This is a genomic window from Micromonospora sp. NPDC048986 (assembly GCF_040649335.1).
GTDB classification, from domain to species: domain Bacteria; phylum Actinomycetota; class Actinomycetes; order Mycobacteriales; family Micromonosporaceae; genus Micromonospora; species Micromonospora alfalfae.
The window spans coordinates 154,133-173,432 of record NZ_JBEZFJ010000006.1; the positions used below are offsets into that span (position 1 = coordinate 154,133).

Annotated in this window: 14 protein-coding genes; 4 read left to right on the forward strand and 10 right to left on the reverse strand. The window is 69.5% G+C overall.

Going from position 1 to position 19,300, the window contains the following annotated elements:
- Positions 1-48 precede the first annotated feature (48 nt).
- The 6 genes from AB0B94_RS14740 to AB0B94_RS14765 all read right to left on the reverse strand — a co-directional run bounded on the left by AB0B94_RS14740 (position 49) and on the right by AB0B94_RS14765 (position 8,829).
- The gene (locus AB0B94_RS14740; RefSeq protein ID WP_357277734.1) at positions 49-1,548 is read right to left on the reverse strand and encodes a class I SAM-dependent DNA methyltransferase; all 1,500 of its coding nucleotides are present in this window, start codon (positions 1,546-1,548) and stop codon (positions 49-51) included.
- On the reverse strand, positions 1,545-3,068 hold the full coding sequence (locus AB0B94_RS14745; protein ID WP_357277741.1) for a restriction endonuclease subunit S: 1,524 nt from the start codon (positions 3,066-3,068) through the stop codon (positions 1,545-1,547). The genes AB0B94_RS14740 and AB0B94_RS14745 overlap by 4 nt, the downstream gene beginning before the upstream one ends.
- Positions 3,065-6,556: a DEAD/DEAH box helicase family protein gene (locus tag AB0B94_RS14750; RefSeq protein ID WP_357277748.1), complete on the reverse strand. Its 3,492-nt coding sequence runs from the start codon at positions 6,554-6,556 to the stop codon at positions 3,065-3,067. Before AB0B94_RS14750 ends, AB0B94_RS14745 begins: the two co-directional genes overlap by 4 nt.
- A 695-nt stretch (positions 6,557-7,251) precedes the next feature.
- Entirely contained in the window at positions 7,252-7,698 is a 447-nt protein-coding gene (locus AB0B94_RS14755; protein WP_357277752.1) for a hypothetical protein, read from the reverse strand.
- A gap of 344 nt (positions 7,699-8,042) precedes the next feature.
- Positions 8,043-8,306, reverse strand: a complete 264-nt coding sequence (locus AB0B94_RS14760) for a DUF6244 family protein (protein WP_030489032.1) — start codon at positions 8,304-8,306, stop codon at positions 8,043-8,045.
- A gap of 277 nt (positions 8,307-8,583) precedes the next feature.
- Entirely contained in the window at positions 8,584-8,829 is a 246-nt protein-coding gene (locus tag AB0B94_RS14765; protein WP_088949319.1) for a winged helix-turn-helix domain-containing protein, read from the reverse strand.
- Positions 8,830-9,141: 312 nt separating this feature from the next.
- On the opposite strand from AB0B94_RS14765, the gene AB0B94_RS14770 reads away from it, so the two are divergent.
- From AB0B94_RS14770 to AB0B94_RS14780, 3 genes are all read left to right on the forward strand, one after another.
- Entirely contained in the window at positions 9,142-9,297 is a 156-nt protein-coding gene (locus tag AB0B94_RS14770) for a hypothetical protein (RefSeq protein WP_357277759.1), read from the forward strand.
- 130 nt (positions 9,298-9,427) lie between these two features.
- Complete coding sequence (locus AB0B94_RS14775; protein ID WP_357277762.1) at positions 9,428-9,934, forward strand: hypothetical protein; 507 nt, start codon at positions 9,428-9,430, stop codon at positions 9,932-9,934.
- Positions 9,928-10,371 (forward strand): hypothetical protein, encoded by a 444-nt coding sequence (locus AB0B94_RS14780; protein WP_357277767.1) that lies wholly within the window; start codon positions 9,928-9,930, stop codon positions 10,369-10,371. The genes AB0B94_RS14775 and AB0B94_RS14780 overlap by 7 nt, the downstream gene beginning before the upstream one ends.
- A 162-nt stretch (positions 10,372-10,533) precedes the next feature.
- On the opposite strand, the gene AB0B94_RS14785 is transcribed toward AB0B94_RS14780, so the two are convergent.
- From AB0B94_RS14785 to AB0B94_RS14800, 4 genes are all read right to left on the reverse strand, one after another.
- The gene (locus tag AB0B94_RS14785; protein ID WP_357277770.1) at positions 10,534-11,175 is read right to left on the reverse strand and encodes a hypothetical protein; all 642 of its coding nucleotides are present in this window, start codon (positions 11,173-11,175) and stop codon (positions 10,534-10,536) included.
- A 255-nt stretch (positions 11,176-11,430) separates the two neighbouring features.
- Positions 11,431-12,234 (reverse strand): hypothetical protein, encoded by an 804-nt coding sequence (locus AB0B94_RS14790; protein WP_357277775.1) that lies wholly within the window; start codon positions 12,232-12,234, stop codon positions 11,431-11,433.
- On the reverse strand, positions 12,231-14,762 hold the full coding sequence (locus AB0B94_RS14795) for an FtsK/SpoIIIE domain-containing protein (protein ID WP_357277782.1): 2,532 nt from the start codon (positions 14,760-14,762) through the stop codon (positions 12,231-12,233). Before AB0B94_RS14795 ends, AB0B94_RS14790 begins: the two co-directional genes overlap by 4 nt.
- Positions 14,763-14,859: 97 nt before the next feature.
- Positions 14,860-17,553, reverse strand: a complete 2,694-nt coding sequence (locus AB0B94_RS14800) for a hypothetical protein (RefSeq protein WP_357277789.1) — start codon at positions 17,551-17,553, stop codon at positions 14,860-14,862.
- 144 nt (positions 17,554-17,697) lie between these two features.
- On the opposite strand from AB0B94_RS14800, the gene AB0B94_RS14805 reads away from it, so the two are divergent.
- Entirely contained in the window at positions 17,698-19,230 is a 1,533-nt protein-coding gene (locus tag AB0B94_RS14805) for a M1 family metallopeptidase (protein ID WP_357277796.1), read from the forward strand.
- Positions 19,231-19,300: the final 70 nt, after the last annotated feature.

Genomic DNA, 19,300 nt, shown 5'->3' on the forward strand with positions numbered 1-19,300 from the left:
CGGGGACACGCGGGGTCACCTCGTTATCGACGCCCACAGACGCCCTGCTCAGGTGTCCTTGGGCTGGGCAGCACGCGATGACAAGGCGTCCGCGATGGCGGCAAATTCGCGCAGCGCCGCCTCCAGGTCTTCGACGATTTCCTGGGCGATGACCTCCGGCGGCAGCAGCGCGTCGGCGTCCTCCAGGGAGGCGTCCTTGAGCCAGGTGATGTCGAGGTTCACCTTGTCTCGGGCAATCAACTCCTCGTAAGAGAAAGCCCGGAACCGCTCGGTCTCGACCCGCTCGTTGCGGTCCTTGCCCGGCAGGTAGCAGTCGACGAAATCCTGGAGATGTTCGCGACGCAGCGGGTTCTGCTTGAGCGTGAAGTGCTGGTTGGTACGGAAGTCGTACACCCAGAGTTTTTGGGTCCACGGCTCCTCGCGGGCGCGCTTGCGCTCGAAGAAGAGCACGTTGGCCTTCACCCCGCCAGCGTAGAAGATGCCAGCGGGCAGGCGCAGCATGGTGTGCAGGTCGTACTGCTTGAGCAACCTGCGGCGGATGGTCTCTCCCGCGCCACCCTCGAAGAGCACGTTGTCGGGCAGGACGACAGCGGCCCGACCGTCGATCTCCAGCAGCGAGGCGATGTGCTGCACGAAGTTGAGCTGCTTGTTGGCGGTGGTGGCCCAGAAGTCGTTCCGATCGATCTCCCGCTCCTCGCGGGTGGAGCGACCGTCCTCACCGACCATTCGAATCGACGAGCTGCGGCCAAACGGCGGGTTCGCGAGCACCAAGCTATAGCGGCGGTCCGGCTCCTTGCCGAGCGCATCCCTGATCGCGATCAGTGAGTCGCCGCTGGGCGTGCCGATGCCGTGCAGCAGCATGTTCATCGCGGCCAACCGGGCGGTGCCGTCGACCAACTCGGTGCCCGTGATCGCTCCGTTGGCGATGCGGCGTCGCTGATCCGGGGTGAGTTCACTGCCGTGGTGTCGCTGAATGTGGTCGAACGCAGCAAGCAGGAAGCCGCCGGTCCCGCAGGCTGGGTCGGTGATCGTGTCGTCGGGGGTGGGATGCATGCAGTCGACCATGGCGGCGGTCAGCGCACGCGGGGTGAAGTACTGGCCGGCACCGGACTTGGCGTCCTCAGCACCCTTGGCTAGCAGTTCCTCGTAGGCATCCCCCTTGACGTCGACGCCGGCCTGCGACCACTGCTCCTTGTCGATCAGGTCTACAATCAGCCGCTTGAGCTTCGCCGGGTCCTGGATCTTGTTCTGCGCCTTGCGGAAAATCGTGCCGAGCGTGCCGTCCTCCCGGGCCAGGCCGGTGAGGATGTGCCGGTACTGCACCTCCAGGGCGTCTCCCTCGGCGTCGAGCAAGGTCTGCCAACTCAGCTCATTAGGCACGATCTGCTCGGGCCGGATCGACCGATTGGCACGCTCGTCAGCCATCTTGAGGAACAGCAGGAACGTCAACTGCTCGACGTAGTCGATGGTCGAGACGCCGTCGTCGCGCAGCACGTCGCAGTAGTTCCACAGCTTCTGCACCAAGCGGCGCGAATCCACAGTGCTCACAGCGGCAGTGCCTCCTGCTGGTAGTTGTCGCCGGTCACCCTGGTCGGCGGAGCCGCCAAATCCTCGCGGCTACGCCGAGAGCGGGTCTTCTGCTTCGGCAAGGCGGCTGCCCGCTCGGCGTGGATGCGTGAAATCAAATCCGACGCCGGCTCGTCATTGGGAACCCGGGGAACCAGTCTTCCCGCAAACGCATCCGCCAACAACGAGGCGCGCAATGCTCCAGCTTTCCTCTCGGCCGCGGTCGACGCTCTGGCCACTCGATCGACAAATGTTCCGGTCTCAGACATTCCAGACAGCAATGCACGCTGCTCATTAAGAGGAGGTAGCGGAATCGGCAGATGACCAAGCAGCTTAGAATTCAAATTATATTGACCCGCCGATGACGCAGCCGCCTCCTCCAGCTGGTGACGCCAAATTGGACTGGCAACGACCAAGGCAACCCAATCCGGGTCAACAGTGTCAATCTTGAGCCGAAATCGAATCAGATAAGAAGCGAATGCAACTTGCATTTCTTGACGCACAACTGCAACCCGGCCAATCAGCCTGGGGCTACCGTTCGTTCTAACGAAGAGAACGTCACCAGCGCTGACGAAGTAGTTACTCAGATCCTGCGACTCATCAACGGCATTCTTCATGTCGCCGAGGTCAAGTTCCCCGCTCTGCACGTTGGGGATTCGGAGGACCGGGACGCCAGCGGCGCCGTAGGCGCACTTCGTTGAGGTGCCGTAACCCCAGTCGCGGCTCAAAACACCCAGAGTGCTCCATGACCAATGGTCCGGGATATCGAAGCCAGGCATCCAGTAAGGCTCAACGACACCCTCCGCCTTCACTCCTTCACGTTCCGGCACAATGACTGTCGTGCCGCCGTCCGCCGCCGCCGCGCCTGACCGCCACTGGCCACTAACGTTTAGGTGACGAAGACTCTGAGTCAGAGCTTTAGCCTTGTTGTGGACAGCAGCCAGCGATTCCACCCCTCGGCCGAGCCGCGAGAGATGATCGTCGAGGGCGGCAACGATTCGGCGCTGCTCGGCGAGCGGTGGCAACGGGATTGGCACTGACTTCAAACTTGAGCCAGAGATGCCAGCCTGGCCGGCCGTAGTGCGCGCAAGTGAACGCACGATTGACCGGACTTGCGGACTCGCAAACGCATATCCAATATAAAGTGGATCGGCAAACTCGGCATCGACTCGAACCCGGATTAATTTGTCCGGATATGCAAGGTCTTCTGCAATGCCTGGCACCACAGCGCAAGCGCCAACGTAATCAATATTCCCGTTATAGCGAGTGAAGAGCAGATCACCAGGAGTCAGCAGGGCATCAGATTGGGCGAGAGATCCGCGATCCATGCCGGTGTACCGAATGTCGCCCAGTTGCAGCGACCCGGGTCGAACGGCGCTGATCCGAAGGATTGGGACTCCATCTGGTTCAGTCCCAGGCCTGGATACGAAGATGCCATTCTTCACCGACAGCGCGACATCGCCCAGCGTCACCTGAGTCCAGCCGTCGGGCAAATCGGTCACGCGGACAGCTCCTGGTTCAACTCGTGGAGCAGCGGCTCAGCGCGCTTTCCGAAGGCACCCGCGTACCCGTCGATACCGCCCCGCTCACTGAACGGCGCACCCTCCAGGTCGTCCGGGGTGATCTCCACGCTGACCGCTATCACGTCTTTGATCCTCTCCAGCCACCACGCCTGATCGGCAGTGAACGTAGCGCCCGCCTGCTCCTGCTGGAGCAGCCACCCACGGAAGCGCTCCTCGACGAGGCTGCGGTACGGGCGCAGCTCCTGATCCAGCCCCAACTCATACCGGATGAGGCTGACAAGATCCGTCACTCCCCTGCTGCCCGCCGAATCCGCAGTGCGGCCGAGCAGCACGTACGACTTCCACAGCGACTCCGGAGTCCACGCCTGCGGCGGCCGGGCGATGCGCGCCGCCAACTCCTTGAGCTGGTCGTACCCGACCCGTCCCCGCCCCTCGAAAAACACCTGCAACGCGGTGATCTCGTCGCGGTGCGCTTCCAGATAGTCGTGCCATGTCTTCACGGTGACCTGGGCGCGCTCCTCGGGGGGCACACCGGCGGCCGAGATCAGCTTGTCGGCGTTCACCTCGTCGATGGTGATGTCGTGCGCCCGCCGGATTTCCAGGATGCGCTCGCGCAGCGCCGGGTTCGCCGCGAGCGAACGCAGCGCGCCGGCCAGCAGGTCGCGTACGGTGTCCGGGCCAGCTTCCTTGGCCGGGTTGAGCTGCTCGGGGGCGACCGCGTCGACCAGGCTCCGCACGATGCCGGTCAGCGGCTGGTCGGCGAGATCGGCCAGTTCCGCACGCTCGTCGTCGGTCAACTGCTGCTCCAGCCTGGCCAGCCGGGCGGCGAGCGTAGCCACCTCGTCGGAGTCGGCGGTCAGTGTTCCGGCCTTCTTCAGCAGGTCGCGCAGTGAGATCTGCCGTTCGGTATGGCGTTGCAGCGGCACCGCCTCGTCCAGGTCCGCTTCGGTGACACCAACGGCATCCACGATGACGAACCGGTCCTTCACCTCGGCATCCGGCGTGACGGCCTGGAACTCTGCCGCGTCGATGGTGCGGGCGCCACGACCCTTCATCTGCTCGAAGTAGGTGGCGCTGCGCACCGGCCGGAGGAAGAACACACATTCCAGGGGCCGGACGTCGGTACCGGTGGCGATCATGTCGACGGTCACCGCGACGCGCAGCTCCGGGCTGTTGCGGAACGCCTGGATAAGGGTGTCCGGGTTGTCGCCGCCCTTGCGCGAGGCGTAGGTGATCTTCGCGGCGAAGTCGTTGCCCCGTCCGAAAACCAGTCGGACCATCTGCACGATCTCCTCGGCGTGGTTGTCGTCTCGCGCGAAGATCAGCGTCTTTGGCACGGTCGACCGACCGGGGAAGATCTCGGTGAATAGCCGCTCCCGGAACGTCTCCAGCACCAGCTTGAGCTGCCCCTTCGAGATCACCGACCTGCCGACCTGGCTGCCGCCGTACGTGAAGTCGTCCTCCAGCTCCTGGTAACGCTCGGCCCGGGTGCGACGGTCGCGCAGCGGCACGACGGTCCCGGCCTCGATGTCGGCGCCCTTCTCGGTGATTTCCGTCTTGATCCGGTACACGTCGAAGCTGACGTTGACGCCGTCGGCGACCGCCTGCTCGTAGGTGTACTCGGAGACCAGGTTCTGCTGGAAGAAGCCCAGCGTTTGCTTGACCGGCGTGGCGGTCAGCCCAACCACGAACGCGTCGAAGTACTCGATGACGCCTCGCCACTTGCCGTAGATCGAGCGGTGGCATTCGTCGACCACGATCAGGTCGAACGTTTCGGGCGGAAGGTGCCGGTTGTAGGCGACCTCGGCCGGCTCGTCCAACTCGTAGTCGTCGTACGCGCGGTCGTCGAGATCCACGTCCGGCAAGTCGTCGCCGCGCAGCGCGCCGTAGAGCCGCTGAATCGTGGAGATCACCACGGCGGAGGAGTCGAGCATGCCGGTGCCCGAGAGCCGGTCGACGTTATACAGCTCGGTGAACTTCCGCCCGTCGTCCGGGGTCTGGTAGCCCGCGTACTCCCGCAGGGTCTGCTTACCGAGGTTGTTGCGGTCGACCAGGAACAGGATCCGCGCGGCGCGGGCGTGCTTCAGCATCCGGTAGCTACTGGTGACCGCCGTGAACGTCTTGCCAGCGCCAGTGGCCATCTGGATCAGCGACCGCGGATGATCCTCGGCGAGGGAGCGTTCCAGGCCATCGATGGCGTCCACCTGGGCGGGCCGCAGGCCGAGCCGGTCCAGCGCTGGCATCCTCCGCAGCCGGGCCCGCAACGTCGGCGCCGACCGGTCGTCGTCGGCCTCCCGCATCCACCGCGCGAACGTCTCGGGCCGATGGAAGGCAAAGACCTCACGGGTACGCGGGAACGGGTCCAGCCGGTTAACGAAGGCAGTCTCGGTGCCCGTGGCGACGTAGCCGAAGGGCAGGGGATCGTCCCGGCGCCATGCGGCGAGCTTCTGCTCGGCGGTGAGTCCGTTGAGGTAACGGTCAAGCTGCGCCTCGACACCGCGCGGCGCGGTCCCCTCCCGCTTGGCTTCGATCACGCCGACCAGCCGCTGGTTGACGTAGAGCAGGTAATCGGCCCGGCCAGTCGCCAGAGTCACCTCGCGGACGACGACACCAGTGCCCGCGTACAGGTTGATCTGGCTCTCGTCCTGGACGACCCAGCCGGCCGCGCGCAACTGCCTGTCGATCTCGGCGCGGGTCTGGATCTCGTTGAGCGGTTCGTGGGAGGCACGACGGGCGCGGGCGATGAACTCCTCGCGCCGAGCGGCCGAGACTTTGGCAGTCGCCTTGCTGTCCAGCGCCGCCTGCTCTGCCTCGGCCGCTGACCTAAGGCTCGCTACCAGGGCAGCGGCCTGATCGCGGCGGGCGTCGGCATCGCGAACGGCACGATCCGCAGCGACCATCGCATCCGCCTGGGCCTGCGCCAGCGACGCCTTGCCTTCCAGCAATAGCTTGGTCTGCGCCAGTTCGTCCTTGTAGCGCTGGATCTCGGCCTGGAGCCCGTCGGCGATGCTCTGCGACACCTGCTGAGGTGGCGGGGACGGTGGCACGAAGCCGAGCGGGGTGCGGTCGCCGGTCAGCGCCCGGTGAAACCAGACCCCCAGCTCGAAGCAGGTCCGCAGCATGTCCAGTGCCGCACGCACCTCACCCAGGTGATCGTGTACGGCCTTGTTGCCCTGATCCCGGAGACGGTCGAACGCGTGGTACGTCTCCGCCACGAGCGTGCCATCGCCATACAGCGCCTGAACACGGTGGTAGAAGTCGTTCTTCTGCGGCTTCGCGCCAGTGCGCCTGACGAGATCCTTGGCCATCTCGTCGCCGAAGGCACGGATCTTGAACATCGCGGCCTGCGCGTCCACATAGACGAGCAGCTCAGCGCCCGCGCCATACCAGACCAGTAGCGGGTGTTCCGTGAGGAACCCGAAGTTGGCGGACTGCTCTGCCAGACGTCGTACCTGTCGAGGATCCACGACACTCCACGTGGCTAGCCTGCGGTGAACACGTCAGGATAGGGACGATCACCGCTCTGCACAGCCCGCACCACGCGCGGTGACAGCTTTCCGACAGCAGAACGCCGATCAACTGCCGCTGGCGTACTGCCCAGGACACCCGTATCGAGCTTCCGCGCCAGGCTTGGGGCCCGCGTGAGCGGGCCCTTCGTTCTTTCGCGGTCGTCGCTGTTGAGCACTTGCGCACCTCAGCGCACGAGCGGATCGCCTAAGTCCAGGGGGCTGGCGGACCTGCCGCAGTCGCTCTAAATCGCCAGCAAGTCGTCCGCGCTGAACCGCTCCGGATCGACCAGCACGTTGACGGCCAGACCAGGCGCGGCCAGCCAGAACGCCTCGGCTGACGCCGAGGAGCCCGGGGCCCTCGCCGTGCTGAAAGTCCGTGAGTGCCCAGTCAGCGTTATCGCGCTCGTGGTACTCGGCCAGGAAGTCGCGTAGCTCGGCGAGGGTGCCCAGCCGGTCGCCTCGGAGCACTTGTACCCGCAGGTCGACTCGGTGGCCGTCCTCGACATGGCGCTCCCAGACCCGGGTGGTGAAGATAACGTCCTCCCACTCCGAGGCGAAGTCCGAAACCAGGTCACCGACGTTCGTCGGTAGATAGCCGATGCGGAAGCCCTCTAGCTCGCCACCGTTCCGGACAACCGGCTCGGGCACGCCGGTCACCCCGCCGCCTCGATGGCTGCCTCCACCTTGTCCAGGTAGTTGAACCACCATTGCCCCTCAGGCATTGGTCGTGCCGCAAGCAGGCTGCCCGCAATGACGAAAGCCAGGACGACAACGTCTTCAGGCGTGGAGTGCTCGGTCAATGACCGACCCGCGACGACAGCGTTGATGAAGGAAGCGGTCTCCTCCGCGCTGACGGAAGCCCACGTCTCCATCCGGCCGATCTCCTCGGCCAGCACATCGACCTGCTGGGGCGTGGGCCGCGCACCGTGCAGATCGATAAGAACGAAGCCGGAGACTGCGACCACCAACGCAAGAGCCGCCTTCTGCGCCGCCTCGTCGGGGAACGACTTCAGCGCCGCATCGAACTTGTTCAGGTCCCGTTTGACCACCCAGTGAAGGGTGTCTCGGACGCGCTGTTCGGTGCGGTCATCGATCTTCATCGCGACTCCCCTGTTGTCGATGCTTAGCCTGCCACGCCTCGTAGGCGCCCGCCGTAGCCACACCTGCTATCAGAACGCCGCCGATGGCTTTGGGTACGAGCGGCAGAAACTCGACGAACGTAGCCCAGGCGGTTGAAGCAAGAGAACCGCCAAGAGCGATGGCCTCGGGGCTCACCCGCTCTCTGCGAGTTGGACTCGGCGCCTCGGCAGCATCTGATCTCGGAACGCAGGAGACAGACCACTAGCGCTGGGCGTAGCGGCTGCTGCTTGGCTTGGCACTGCGGGTCGCAAGGTGACGCCGGCTGCTGCGGGTGGTTGCTGGATTGCGCTGCCACCACCCGTGGTCAGTTTCCCAGCGCTCGGACCTTGGCGATCGTCTCCTGCACATGCTGCTTGGCCGGGTCGCCACCCTGGGATGCCTGCGCGAGCGCCTGACGGTACGAATCGATCATGCCGACCAGTGGACCAGCAGCTACGCCTTCCAGCGCACCGGCGACGAGTGCCCGTGCCTCGGCTGCGTCCTGTGCTGCCGCTGCGGTCTTGGCCTTCGCCTCGTCCAGCTTTTGCGACGCTGCCGCCAACCTCGCGATGATCTGTGCTGCGCTCACGCGCACCTCCCCGTGGTCGACCATCGCCTCCACCACCGCACCGGCGGAGACCACATGGGAGCGTACGAGATCCGCGCACCCAGCGCGACCGTCCGCTCGCTCCCGCGTCACCTCAGGGGGCAGAAATCTCCCGAGCGCGCGACTATGACGGAGTTGCCTACGGAGCCCCGATCAAGCCGGGTATCAATCCAGATCTTGGACAGTTTCCGTTACGAGTTAACGGAAACTGTCAAGATCGGCGCAACGCGGGGCCGGGAGGCGCCGGGGCGGTCGGGTTTTAGCGTTCGGCGACGAACACTCCGACGCCACCCACGCCTTCGACCAAGCCCTCAATCTTTAGCGCGTTGATGGCCTGACGGACCACGATGGCCGAGACGTCGTGCTGACGGCACAGCTCGGAGGTCGAGGGCAGCTTGTCACCCGGCGCAAGTTCGCCGGACTTGATCTGAGCGCGGATGCCGTCGGCGATCAGCGCCCACTTCGCTTTGGCGGGCATTGGTGTCTCCCAGGTCTGCCCTGCCATTCGATCACGAGGAACTTTGTATAGCAAGCAATGTGCGGTGGATGCTTGCGCTTACATGACCTGTTATATATGCTCTGCCTTGGCCGGCTCCCAGGTCTGCAACCCGGAGCTGGTTCGTTCCCACCGCGCAGGAAGCGCCCGGTCGGTCGGTCCCCCCGTTCGGCCGGGCGTGCCGGGGCGTGCCCGCACGCCCGGCCCGACGCTAGAGCCGTGTGCAGCTAGGAGACGACCCGACGGGAGCCCCCGATGCCCGATCGACCCGACGAATCCTCCACCGATCCACCAGCCCCGCCCGAGCAAAACGATCGCCTCATGTCCGATCAGGACGTCGAGGACGCCGACGACGTCCTCTTCGCCCACCCGCCCCGGGTGGTGCGACGCTGGCTCTGCGAGTGCGGCGCCGACTACCCCTGTGCCGATGTGCGCTTCGCCCTGTTGGTCAAGTCCAGTGCCGAGGCGGGCGAGTGAGCACCGATGCCGTAGACGATCTCCGTGCGGCGTGGCTGGCCACGATCTCCGCCGCCGACCGTGCTGGCGCAGAGTTACACGGGGCGGGGCCGCCCGGCCGGCGGCTGCCCTGGCAGGAGGCGGTCACGGAGTGCTGGCGGGCGCTGGCCTGGTCTACGCGGGCCTGGCCGCCTATCGGGAGTCACCGGGAGGCTCGGTCGGAGACCTGCTCGCCGGTCTGCACGCTGCTCGGTTCGACGCGGACCGGGCCGCCGCGCTGGCTGCCCGGGTCCGCTGGCGGTTGAGCGCGGCCGAAGACCGGCTGCGGCGTACCCGGAAAGCGGCAGACGTGGTCGCGGCCCGGCACATCGCGGCGGCGATCACCCGGTTGGACCTGGTCGTTGCCCGGCTCGGGGTCGGCAGTTGCCGGATCGAGCGTTCGGTGGCGGCACTGACCGAAGAGCCGGCGGCACCGCCCGCGCCGTCCCGGCCCGCCAGCCACGACAACGACGGCGAGCACGACAACCACGCCGGCAGCGCCGACGTGATCGCTCGCGGGTGCCATGCAGCGAGCGCGCTGGTGGCCAGGCGGCATCGACTGACCCGGCCACGAGCACACAGGCGAGCACTCACGATGATCAGGAGGCGACGATGGTGACCGACCCGCACGCGGCGCCACGCGGCCTGCTGACCGAGCGACTGCGCGGCCACGAACGCCGGCTGGGCTGGTTTGCCGAGTCGGACTGGCGGCGGTACGCGGACCTGCTCGCCGGTGCGCTGTTGGTGGCGGTACGGTGGCGGTTCGTCGCGGGGCAGGATCGCGCGCCGGTGATCCGGTTCGTGGCGTCCGCTCGGGAACGCTACGACGCGACCGGGCGCGACGTCGACCCGGTGCTGGCCGAGGCGCTGGTGTGGGCGGCGCTCGGGGAGCGTCCGCCAGTGCCCCACGACGCGGCGGCAATCGTCGCGCGGACGGTGCTGCTGCTCGGTCTGTTCGAAGACGAAGGTCTCACCGACCGCGAACTCGACGAAGTCCTGGTGGCCGCCGCACACGCCGCCGACGACACGGCGCACGATGCAGATCCCAGCAGGTAGGCGAACCGGCGCGAGAGTGAGCGCAACAGAGCCGAAGATCGACACGGAATAGCTGAAGTCGGGGTATCCCGCTGGCGCGGATACCCCGACTTCAATGAAACCAAGTGGACCATGCCCAACGGTGAACCAGGCAGGCATGACGAAACAGGACCAGGCAGGGCGCTACGCCGACGGCGGGCCGTTCTGCGCCCGGGTGATCAGATCGTGCAACGGCTTGGTGCCGCTGCCGACCATCACACCGGTCACGACGGCGTCGACCCAGACCGCCACGCCGTTCCAATCGCCGCCGGCGACCGCGTGCAGGACGTAGAACCCGCCGGCGCTGGACGCCACGGTGGCCAGCCCGCTGGCGAGACCCCACGCGACGATGGTGCGGTTCGCCTTGGCCCGCGCGACCTTGGCGGTGGCGGCGGCGACGGCCCCACGGTCGGCGTCGGTGGGGCCGTCGGCCCGGCTGGTCACGTCGGCCACCGTCCGGGACAGCGCGGCCTCGGCGGCGCGCCCCGGCAGCCACCGTGAGAACGGTTCGAGGATCCGCTCGACTGCTGCGGCGAAGACCAACAGGGTGAGGAAGACACCGGTGGTGTCCTCGGGCTGGATCTTCGCCGCGGAGGCGCCGCTGCGCCAGATCAGCCAACCCCCTACCGCGCCGACGGCGATCAGCCCGAAACCGGCGACCACCGCGCCCGGGCCGGCCTGCTGTGATGCCGTGACGACCGACAGGCCTGACTCCTGTTCGGAGCGAGGCGTCGCCGCTTCGGCGTTGACCGGCGGCGAAACGGCGATCCCGCCCCCTGCCGGCATCGGCTCAACCTGGGTGGACGTGTGTCCCTGCAATTCCCTGACCAACCTTTCGACCTACCGCTCAGGAGACGCCGAGGTGTGACCATCCGGAGCCCCGGCAAGCGGATTGCGCACCGATAGCGCTCGGGGCGCGAGACTACGGCACCGAGGCGGACACAATGGATGGCGGCATCCTGTGCCCAGGTGGCCTGCCCGGCGCGAACACGCTGACGACCGGCTGCGCGGCGAAGCGCAGACCGGCTGACAGCTCAGTCATCAGCGCAGGCCACGGACCATCAGCAGGTACGCGCAGTAGGCCATCGGCACCACCAGGAAACAGATCAGGAAACCGAGCGGCAGATATCGCGGCGGGGTGCCGGCGACCATCGCGGGCCGCCCCCACCGGCCCAGCACCAGGTAGCCGCCGAAGAACGCCACCGCCGGCAACCCCGCGCAGATCCACGCGCCGAGGGTGAACCCGTCCACCAGACCGACCCCGGAGGCGAGCACCAGGATCAGCACGAGCACCCCGGCCGCCGCGCCGCATCCGGCGTAGACGGCGACCGCCCGCGCCAGCGGCGACCACGTCGGCAGCAGCGCCGGCCGCTGGGCCAGCAACTCCGCCTGCTGCCCGTGCCGGTCGGCCTCGTCGGCCATCCGCCGGGCCAGCTCCAACTCCACCGCCGGGTCGGCCGTCGCCGCGCGCTGCACAGGCACCCCGCCGCCCGCCGGGCTCACCGCCGTCGGCAGCGCCAGCCGCGCCTCCCCCGCCGGCAGTTGGGGGTACGCCCCGACCCCCGCCCGCCCCGGCGCGCCGGCTGCGCCGGCGACTTCCCCGTCCCCGGACCTGGGTGCGGTGGGAGGAGCCGTCGGGGCAGGGGGTGGTTGGTCGATGCCGATGGCGCGGCCGAGCTGGTCGAGGCGCTGGCCCTGGGCGGTCAGTCGCTGCTGGAGGTAGTCGACGGCGGCGTGCAGGTCGCGGCGGCGCGCGGATTCGGCGGCGGCGTGCTGTTCCCCGGCGCGGTGCTGGGCGGAGAGTTGCCGGGCCAGCGCCGCGTACTCCTCGAAGGACACTGTCACCGCTCCCCGTCCGGGTCGTGCCCGTCGCCGACGAACGGGACGATCAGCCGGGTGCGCTGGTCGTGCCGGTCGATCAGCAGCGCCCGGTCGGGGCGGGGCGTGTAGGCCAGGTCGTGCGCTCCGAGGTGCAGGGCCAGCTCGGCGCCGGGCACGTTGAGCGCGACCAGGCAGGCGACGTCGTCGCGGTTCTGGGTGCCGCCGAGGTCGTCGGCGAGCCGGCGCAGCCCCCGCCACCAGCCGAGCAGGTGCACCCCCTGGCCGGGGCCCTGACGCAGGACGGTACGCAGGTCGTCAAGGCCGGAGCGGAACGTGGCGGGGTCGGTGGCCCCGAGTACGGGCGCGGCGGCGTCCACGCCGAACACCACAAGGTATTCGCGGCCGGCGGGCTCGGCGGCCAGCGCGGCGATCCGGTCGCGCAGCCCGGCCGCGTCCAGGCGCCGCACCGGGTGGCCGGCGGCCCGCAGCAGCGTTTCGGTGTCGTCGGCGACCGGGTCGGCGGCGGTGACCAGGCAGGCCAACTGGAAGCGGGCGTCGCCGGGGTTGTGCTGGCGGGCCAGGCTGAGCGTCGCGGCACGCAGCACGTCCGCGCCGGTCGGTGCGGTGCCCACCACGGCGAGGTGCCGGCCGGGGGTGGTGTCCATCAGGAACAGTGCTGTGGTGCCGTGCACGTCGACGGTTCGGCCGACCAGGGCCATCGGGCGTCGACCACCGGGGCGCAGCCCGGCGAACGTGCTGTCGTCCTCGATCCGCGCGGCTTCGTACCCCTTGAAGACCGCAGGGGGCCGCGAGCCCGGCGGGCGGGCCTGCCACAGGTCGTGGCGTAACGCGGCGAGGTCCGCCGTGGCGGCGTGCGCGTCGGGGAAGCGCAGCACCGTGTCGGCGCCGACCGCGCCGGCGGCGGTGTTGACCACCGCGGAGCCGACCGGTAGGGCGGCGGCGGCGTCGTTGAGCTGGTCGAGCACTCCACCACCGCCGGGCAGCGCCACCCGCAACGCGAACTGCCCGAAGATCGCCTCGGCCCGCCCGTAGAGGGCTTCGATGCCGGTCATGCTCTGGCTGGCGAGCACCAGGTGGATGCCGTACGAGCGGCCCTTGCGGGCCAACTCCTCCAGCAGGTCGACCGACTCGCGGGCCAGCGGGTCGTTGCCGGCGAGCAGCACGTGGAACTCGTCGATGACCGTCACGATGCGTGGCAGCGAATTGTCAGGGGGCAGGTCGGCGAGTTTGGTGACGCCGTGCCGTTTGAGTGCTGTGGCCCGGCGCTGCGCCTCCCGGCGCAGCTCGCGCAGCACGGCGAGACCGTACTCGCGGTCGGATTCGATGCCGACGGCACGGGCGTGCGGCAGCCAGGACGGGTCCCGACCGGTGGGCACGAACTCGGTGAAGCTCACGCCCTCCTTGAAGTCGAGCAGGTAGAGCTGCAACTCGGCCGGCGAGTAGCGGGCGGCCAACCCGTAGAGGACGTCGAGCAGGAAGACCGTCTTGCCGGCGCCGGTGCGCCCACCGACCAGCCAGTGTGGGGTGGCGTCGTCGAAGGCGAGTGTCAGCGCGGTGCCGCCGGCCCGGCCGATCACCGTGCGCAGGCCGTTGCCGGCGGACTCGGCCCAACGCCCTTCGGGCAGCAGGTCGGTGAAGGGCAACGCGTCGGCGCGACGGGTGGCGGTGCCGAGGTGCTCGGCGAGCGCGCGTACCGAGGCGGGCGGCGGGTCGCCGTCGAGCAGAACGGGGACGGCCAGCCCGCTGCCGTCCGCGCTGAACGGGGTGCCGGGCGGGTCGCCGACGTGCGCGTACCCCTGGTTGAGCCGCACCGCTGTGGTGCCGCCCAGCGGCGGCGCGGTCTCGCCGGGCAGCCGGGACGGATGGCCGGCGAGCAGCACGCACACGGCGGCGGCCGGGCCGGCGTGGGTGAGCGCGGCGAGCCGGGCCAGCTCGCGCGGCGGCGGCGCGGCGGTGGCGACCACCACCAGCAGGCGACGGGCGGCGGGCTGACAGTGCTGCGCGGCGCGGGCGTGCTGTTCGGCGGCGTCCAGCAGCGCGGCAACCTCGGCCTCGCCGGTGGCCGGCGGGTCGAGCACCCCGGCGTCGAGCAGTGGTCGCAGTGGGCCGAAGGTGGCGCCGAGCGCTGCGGTGTCGATGCCGGCGACGCGGACCTGACCGGCCGGTGCGGTGGCGACCAGCCGCAGCACCAGCGCCCGCAGCAATCCGGAGACCTGCGGGTCCCGGGCGTCGGTGTCCACTGCGAGGTGGTGGCCGCCGCCGAGCGGGACCAGCACCGGAAAGGTTCCCTCCGCTGTGGACGCCTCACCGATCCGCACGGCGGCCGGCTCGTCGGTCAGCGAGGTGACGCCCGGGGCGGGGGTTGCCAGGGCACCGCCGAGGCGGGCGAGGCGGGTCACCAGGTCGTCGGCGCCGATCGGCGCGACGGCGGTCGGCGCCGCACCCAGGACGCTGCGGGCAGTGTCCAGATGCGCCCGAGCCGCCCGGTGGGAGTTGACCGCCTGCCCGTACGCCGACGCGAGCCTGCCCACCCTCTGCCCCCAACGCCACGGCCGCCTGGTCCCAGGAACCCTAACGGACACCGGCGGCACCCGGACAGTCCTGCGAGGACGTGTCACGCCGGACCGGTCAGGCGGGGCCGCACGCCGCCGGGCCGGACGCGTCGGCGGCCCCGCAGCGGAACACCTCCACCGGTGCCGTCGCCACGTCGGGCACCTGCTCCACCCGCATCAGGGCCAGCCGCTTGTCGACCGGCTCCCCCGAGTCGGGAGTGAACCGGATCAGCCCGGCCACCCCCGGGTAGCCCTGGGCGGCGTTCTGCCGGAGCACCTCCGCGTGCACGCCCACCGGGTTCACCGACTCCGGCTCCCAGCGTTGCCGGGGGTCGGCGTGGTGCAGCCGGGCGGCGAGGCTCTCCACCGCCCGGACCAGCATCATCGACGCGTCGTAGGCCAGGCTGACGCGCTCGCCGACCTGTTCCTCGGAGCCCGGCCGGCAGCGCGGCGGGTCGAGCAGGTCGTCGGCCTGGATCCAGGACAGGAAGCTGGCCCGCGCGTCGTCGTCGCGCCGGTCCTGGGCGGCCCGCAGCGCCGCGCAGGTGGCCAGGGCCGCCTTGGAGACGTACGTGACGGGCAGGTTGCCGGGCGCGGCGGCGCGCAGCCCCGGGTTGGCCATGTACCTGTTGGCCGAGTCGTCGGCGACGAGGTGTCGGGGCGGGTTGCCGCCGCACTCGCGCAGCGCCCGCAGGAAACCGTCGAACTCCGTCCAACGACCGGCGTAGAAGAGCATCCCGGGGTAGCCGCACTCGTCGGTCAGCCGCTGCCCGGTGCGCCACTCGTCAAGGCGGGTGATCCGGGTGCCGAACTGTTGTCGGAGCCCGTCGACGAGGGTGCCCACGTAGAGGTCCTCGGTGAGCGAACTGCCCTCCAGGGTGGTGTAGAAGACGTGCGCGTCGTTGACCTTCAGCACCTGCTTGGCGTACGCGTCGACAAGCTTCACCTGGTCCTTGTTCGGCGCGGAGATCTGGAGGTAGAGGCGGGAGTTGGCATCCATCCCGTCGGCGGAGAGGGTGGGCGCCAGCACCGGCAGCCCGACCTGGTTCAGCTCGCGCAGCGCGCGGGCGGTGCTGGTGCGGCTCTCCACCAGCCCGACCACCCCGAGCACGGTGGGGTCGTCCCGGGCCAGCTCGGCCAGCATCGCCACGGCGCGATCGGCGTAGATCATCTGGCGGCCACCGTTTGCCACCACGATCCGCAGCAGCGCGGCGCCGTCGGCGCCGGCCGACTCCTTCAGCAACGCGTACTGGGCGGTGGCCATCCCTTCCAGCTCCTCGCGCTCGGAAACGTACGACTCCTCGTCCGCGCGGGTCCGGTTGCCGGTGAGGGTGCCGAGGTAGACCAGGGTGAGGAAGGGCCGTCGTCGGTCGCTGCGCTGCCAGACCTCCTCGGCGGCGCGGTTCTGCGCGAAGATGCGCTCTTGAACGGTGCGCAGCCGGTCCTGGCCGGGGTCGTTGTTGAACACCTGGGCCGCGCTGTCGCTGTAGCCGACACACTCGCCGCTTCCGACCACCTCGACCGAGACCTGACCGGTCAGCGAGGGGTGACAGCCCGGCCCCCACCGGCTGGCCACCCAGAGGCCGAGCACCGCCACCAGCACCAGGCACAGCGCCGTCGGCAGGAAGCGCCGCGACCACCACGGCGGGTCGGGCGCGGAGAAGGGCCGCAGCCCGCCACGTGACGGTGGGCCGGCGTCGGTATCGTCGGGGCGCAGCGCCACCAGCCAGGTGGCCGGGCGGCGCAGCCGTCGCATCTCCGGCAGCGCCCCGGCCCACTCGTCGTACGCCTCGTCGGCCTCGGTCAACGGGTGCGGTTCCGGCAGGTCCGGTGGGGGTTGCCCACCGGACGCGACGATCAGCAGCGGGTCGTTGCGGCCGGTCTCGGTGCGGACGTCGCCGAGCAGGCGGACCAGCTCCCCGCCGACGTTGCCGGGGGCGACGTGATCGATCAGCAGAGCCGGGTACGCGGTGCGCCGCCAGTCCGACGGACGCCACGGCCGACGCCGGTACGCCTGCCGCAGGTCCTCCAGGAACGCGTGCAGCAGCTTGTTGACCTGGTCGGGTTGTTCCCCGTCGCGCCAGCCCGCGGTGAGGCGTTCGGCGAAGCCGAGGAAGGTGACCGACTGCCGGGGCGCCAGATACTGCTGGCGCATGAACCAGTTGTAGTGCCGCCCGAGCACCGGCACCCGACCGGAGACAGCAGCCCGGAAGACCACTCCCGGCACGGCGCGACGGACCAGCCAGAGCAGCACCTGGGAGGCGATGCTGACCGCGTCGCCGCCGGAGGGCAACGCCTCCGGCGTGCGCGGGCCCCTGCGGTCGCGCAGCCGGCGGACCAGGGCCGCGCGGCTGTCGTCGGCGTCGATGCCCAGGTTGAGGCTCTGCTGCATCAGCCAGTCGGCGAGCGGATAGTGCCGAAAGCGCAGCCGGGCGGCGCCGAAGGCCTCCAGGGAGAGCTGCCGGTGCAGCTCGCGCAGCAGCGCCGGCACGTCCCCCGCGCCGGGCGGCGCGTCGGCGTCCAGCACGGCGTGCGGGACCCGCCGCCGGGGGCCCTGGCCGAGGAACCGGCGCAGCGGCACCATCAGATCCGCGGTGTCGGAGCGGACCAGCCACACCAGCGGCAGCCGGCGGTCGCCGCGACGGGGTCGCCGCAACAGCCGGGCGAGCAGCGCGAACAACTCCAGGCCGCCGGCGGGCAGCCGTTCCCGACCCGCTGCCGCCTGCCGTTGGCCGATCACCTCTCGCCTGGGCAACTCCGAGCGCCGCACGTGTCACCTCCGATCAACACAGTGTGACCTTGCGGTGCAACGCACGCCAGGGGGCGACGACCGACGATGGGTGTGGCGACCGGCGACGTTCACAGTTGTCGATTAGGTTGGCCTGGCGAACACCCGATGGAGGGAGTCCACCCCGTGCGACGAGTCCTCACGGCGGCCACCACCGCCCTGACCCTCACCACCGCCGGCACCATGCTCGCCGGCACCCCCGGCCAGGCCGCCCCGACGGGCTGGGGCCGACCGGTCGTCTCCGCAGCGCCGCAACCCGGCGCGCCCGGACTGGGCGACAGCTACTTCCCCGACTACGGCAACGGCGGCTACGACGTCGGGCACTACGACGTCCGGCTGCGCTACGAACCGGCCACCGACCTGCTCACCGGCACCACCACCATCCTCGCCACCGCCACCGAGGACCTCTCGACGTTCAATCTGGACTTCCTGCTCGACGTCGAGTCGGTCCGGGTGAACGGTTGGGCGGCGAGCACCAGCACCGCCGGGGCGCACGAGTTGGTGGTCACCCCGGCCCGCACCGTGACCCGGGGCCAGCAGCTCACCATCGTCGTGCGTTACTCCGGTGTCCCGTCGGAGGCCCTGGTCAACGGCTACACCGCCTGGACGCGTACCGACGACGGCGCCCTCGCCGTCGGCGAGCCCGAGTCGGCGTGGTGGTGGTTCCCGAGCAACGACCACCCGCTGGACAAGGCCACCTACGACATCTCGGTGTCGGTGCCCACCGGCGTCGAGGTGATCAGCAACGGCGTGCAGCCGAGGCCGCCGTTGGCCGAGGCCGGCAACCGCACCCGGTGGATCTGGCGGACCACCTCCCCCACCACCACCTACCTGGCCTTCATGGCCATCGGCCAGTACGACATCGTCACCGACACCGCCCCGAGCGGCCAGCCGGTGATCAACGCGTACAGCACCTCGCTGGGGGCGCTCGGGCCGGCCGCGCGGGCCAGCATCGAACGGACCGCCGAGATCGTCGACTGGGAGAGCGGGCTCTTCGGCCCGTACCCGTTCGAGGCGCAGGGCGGCGTGGCCGGGCCGATCGACGGGATCAGCTTCGCGCTGGAGACGCAGACCCGCCCGGTGTACGGGCCGGGCTTCTGGCGACGCGGCGCCAACACCTACGTGGTGACGCACGAGCTGGCCCACCAGTGGTTCGGCGACTCGGTATCGGTGGCCGACTGGCGCAACGTCTGGCTCAACGAGGGCTTCGCCTCGTACGCCGAGTGGCTCTGGTCGGAGGAGCAGGGCGAGGGCACCGCCCAGGAGGTCTTCGACTTCGCCTACGCCAGTTACCCGGCCGACGACGGGTTCTGGCAGGTGCTGCCCGGCGACCCGGGCGCCGCTCGGATCTTCGACAGCGCCGTCTACGACCGGGGCGCGATGACCCTGCACCAGCTGCGGCTGGCAGTCGGCGATGACGCGTTCTTCGAGATCCTGCCGACGTGGACGGCCGAGCGCCAGTACGGCAACGGCACCATCGAGCAGTTCCAGGCACTGGCCGAGCGGATCTCCGGATTGGACCTTGACGACCTGTTCACCACCTGGCTGTTCACCGCCGGCCGGCCCGAGGTGGCCAGCGCCGCCCGCAAGGCCGCTCCGCCGACCGAGCCCAGGTCCTGGGACAAGATCCGCGAGTCGCGCCACCTGATGTCGCACTAGCCCCACCCACCCGCGTCGATCATGGAGTTGTGGTGCCTCGCCGATGAGGCAAGGGCGTACCTTCTGCCCA

What these genes read in the sequence shown, in the direction of transcription:
- AB0B94_RS14755 (WP_357277752.1), bottom strand. Translation starts at nt 7,698, where the DNA reads ATGAAGATCGATGACCGCACCGAACAGCGCGTCCGAGACACCCTTCAC.
- AB0B94_RS14765 (WP_088949319.1), bottom strand. Translation starts at nt 8,829, where the DNA reads ATGGCAGGGCAGACCTGGGAGACACCAATGCCCGCCAAAGCGAAGTGG.
- AB0B94_RS14770 (WP_357277759.1), top strand. Translation starts at nt 9,142, where the DNA reads ATGTCCGATCAGGACGTCGAGGACGCCGACGACGTCCTCTTCGCCCAC.
- AB0B94_RS14780 (WP_357277767.1), top strand. Translation starts at nt 9,928, where the DNA reads ATGGTGACCGACCCGCACGCGGCGCCACGCGGCCTGCTGACCGAGCGA.
- AB0B94_RS14785 (WP_357277770.1), bottom strand. Translation starts at nt 11,175, where the DNA reads ATGCCGGCAGGGGGCGGGATCGCCGTTTCGCCGCCGGTCAACGCCGAA.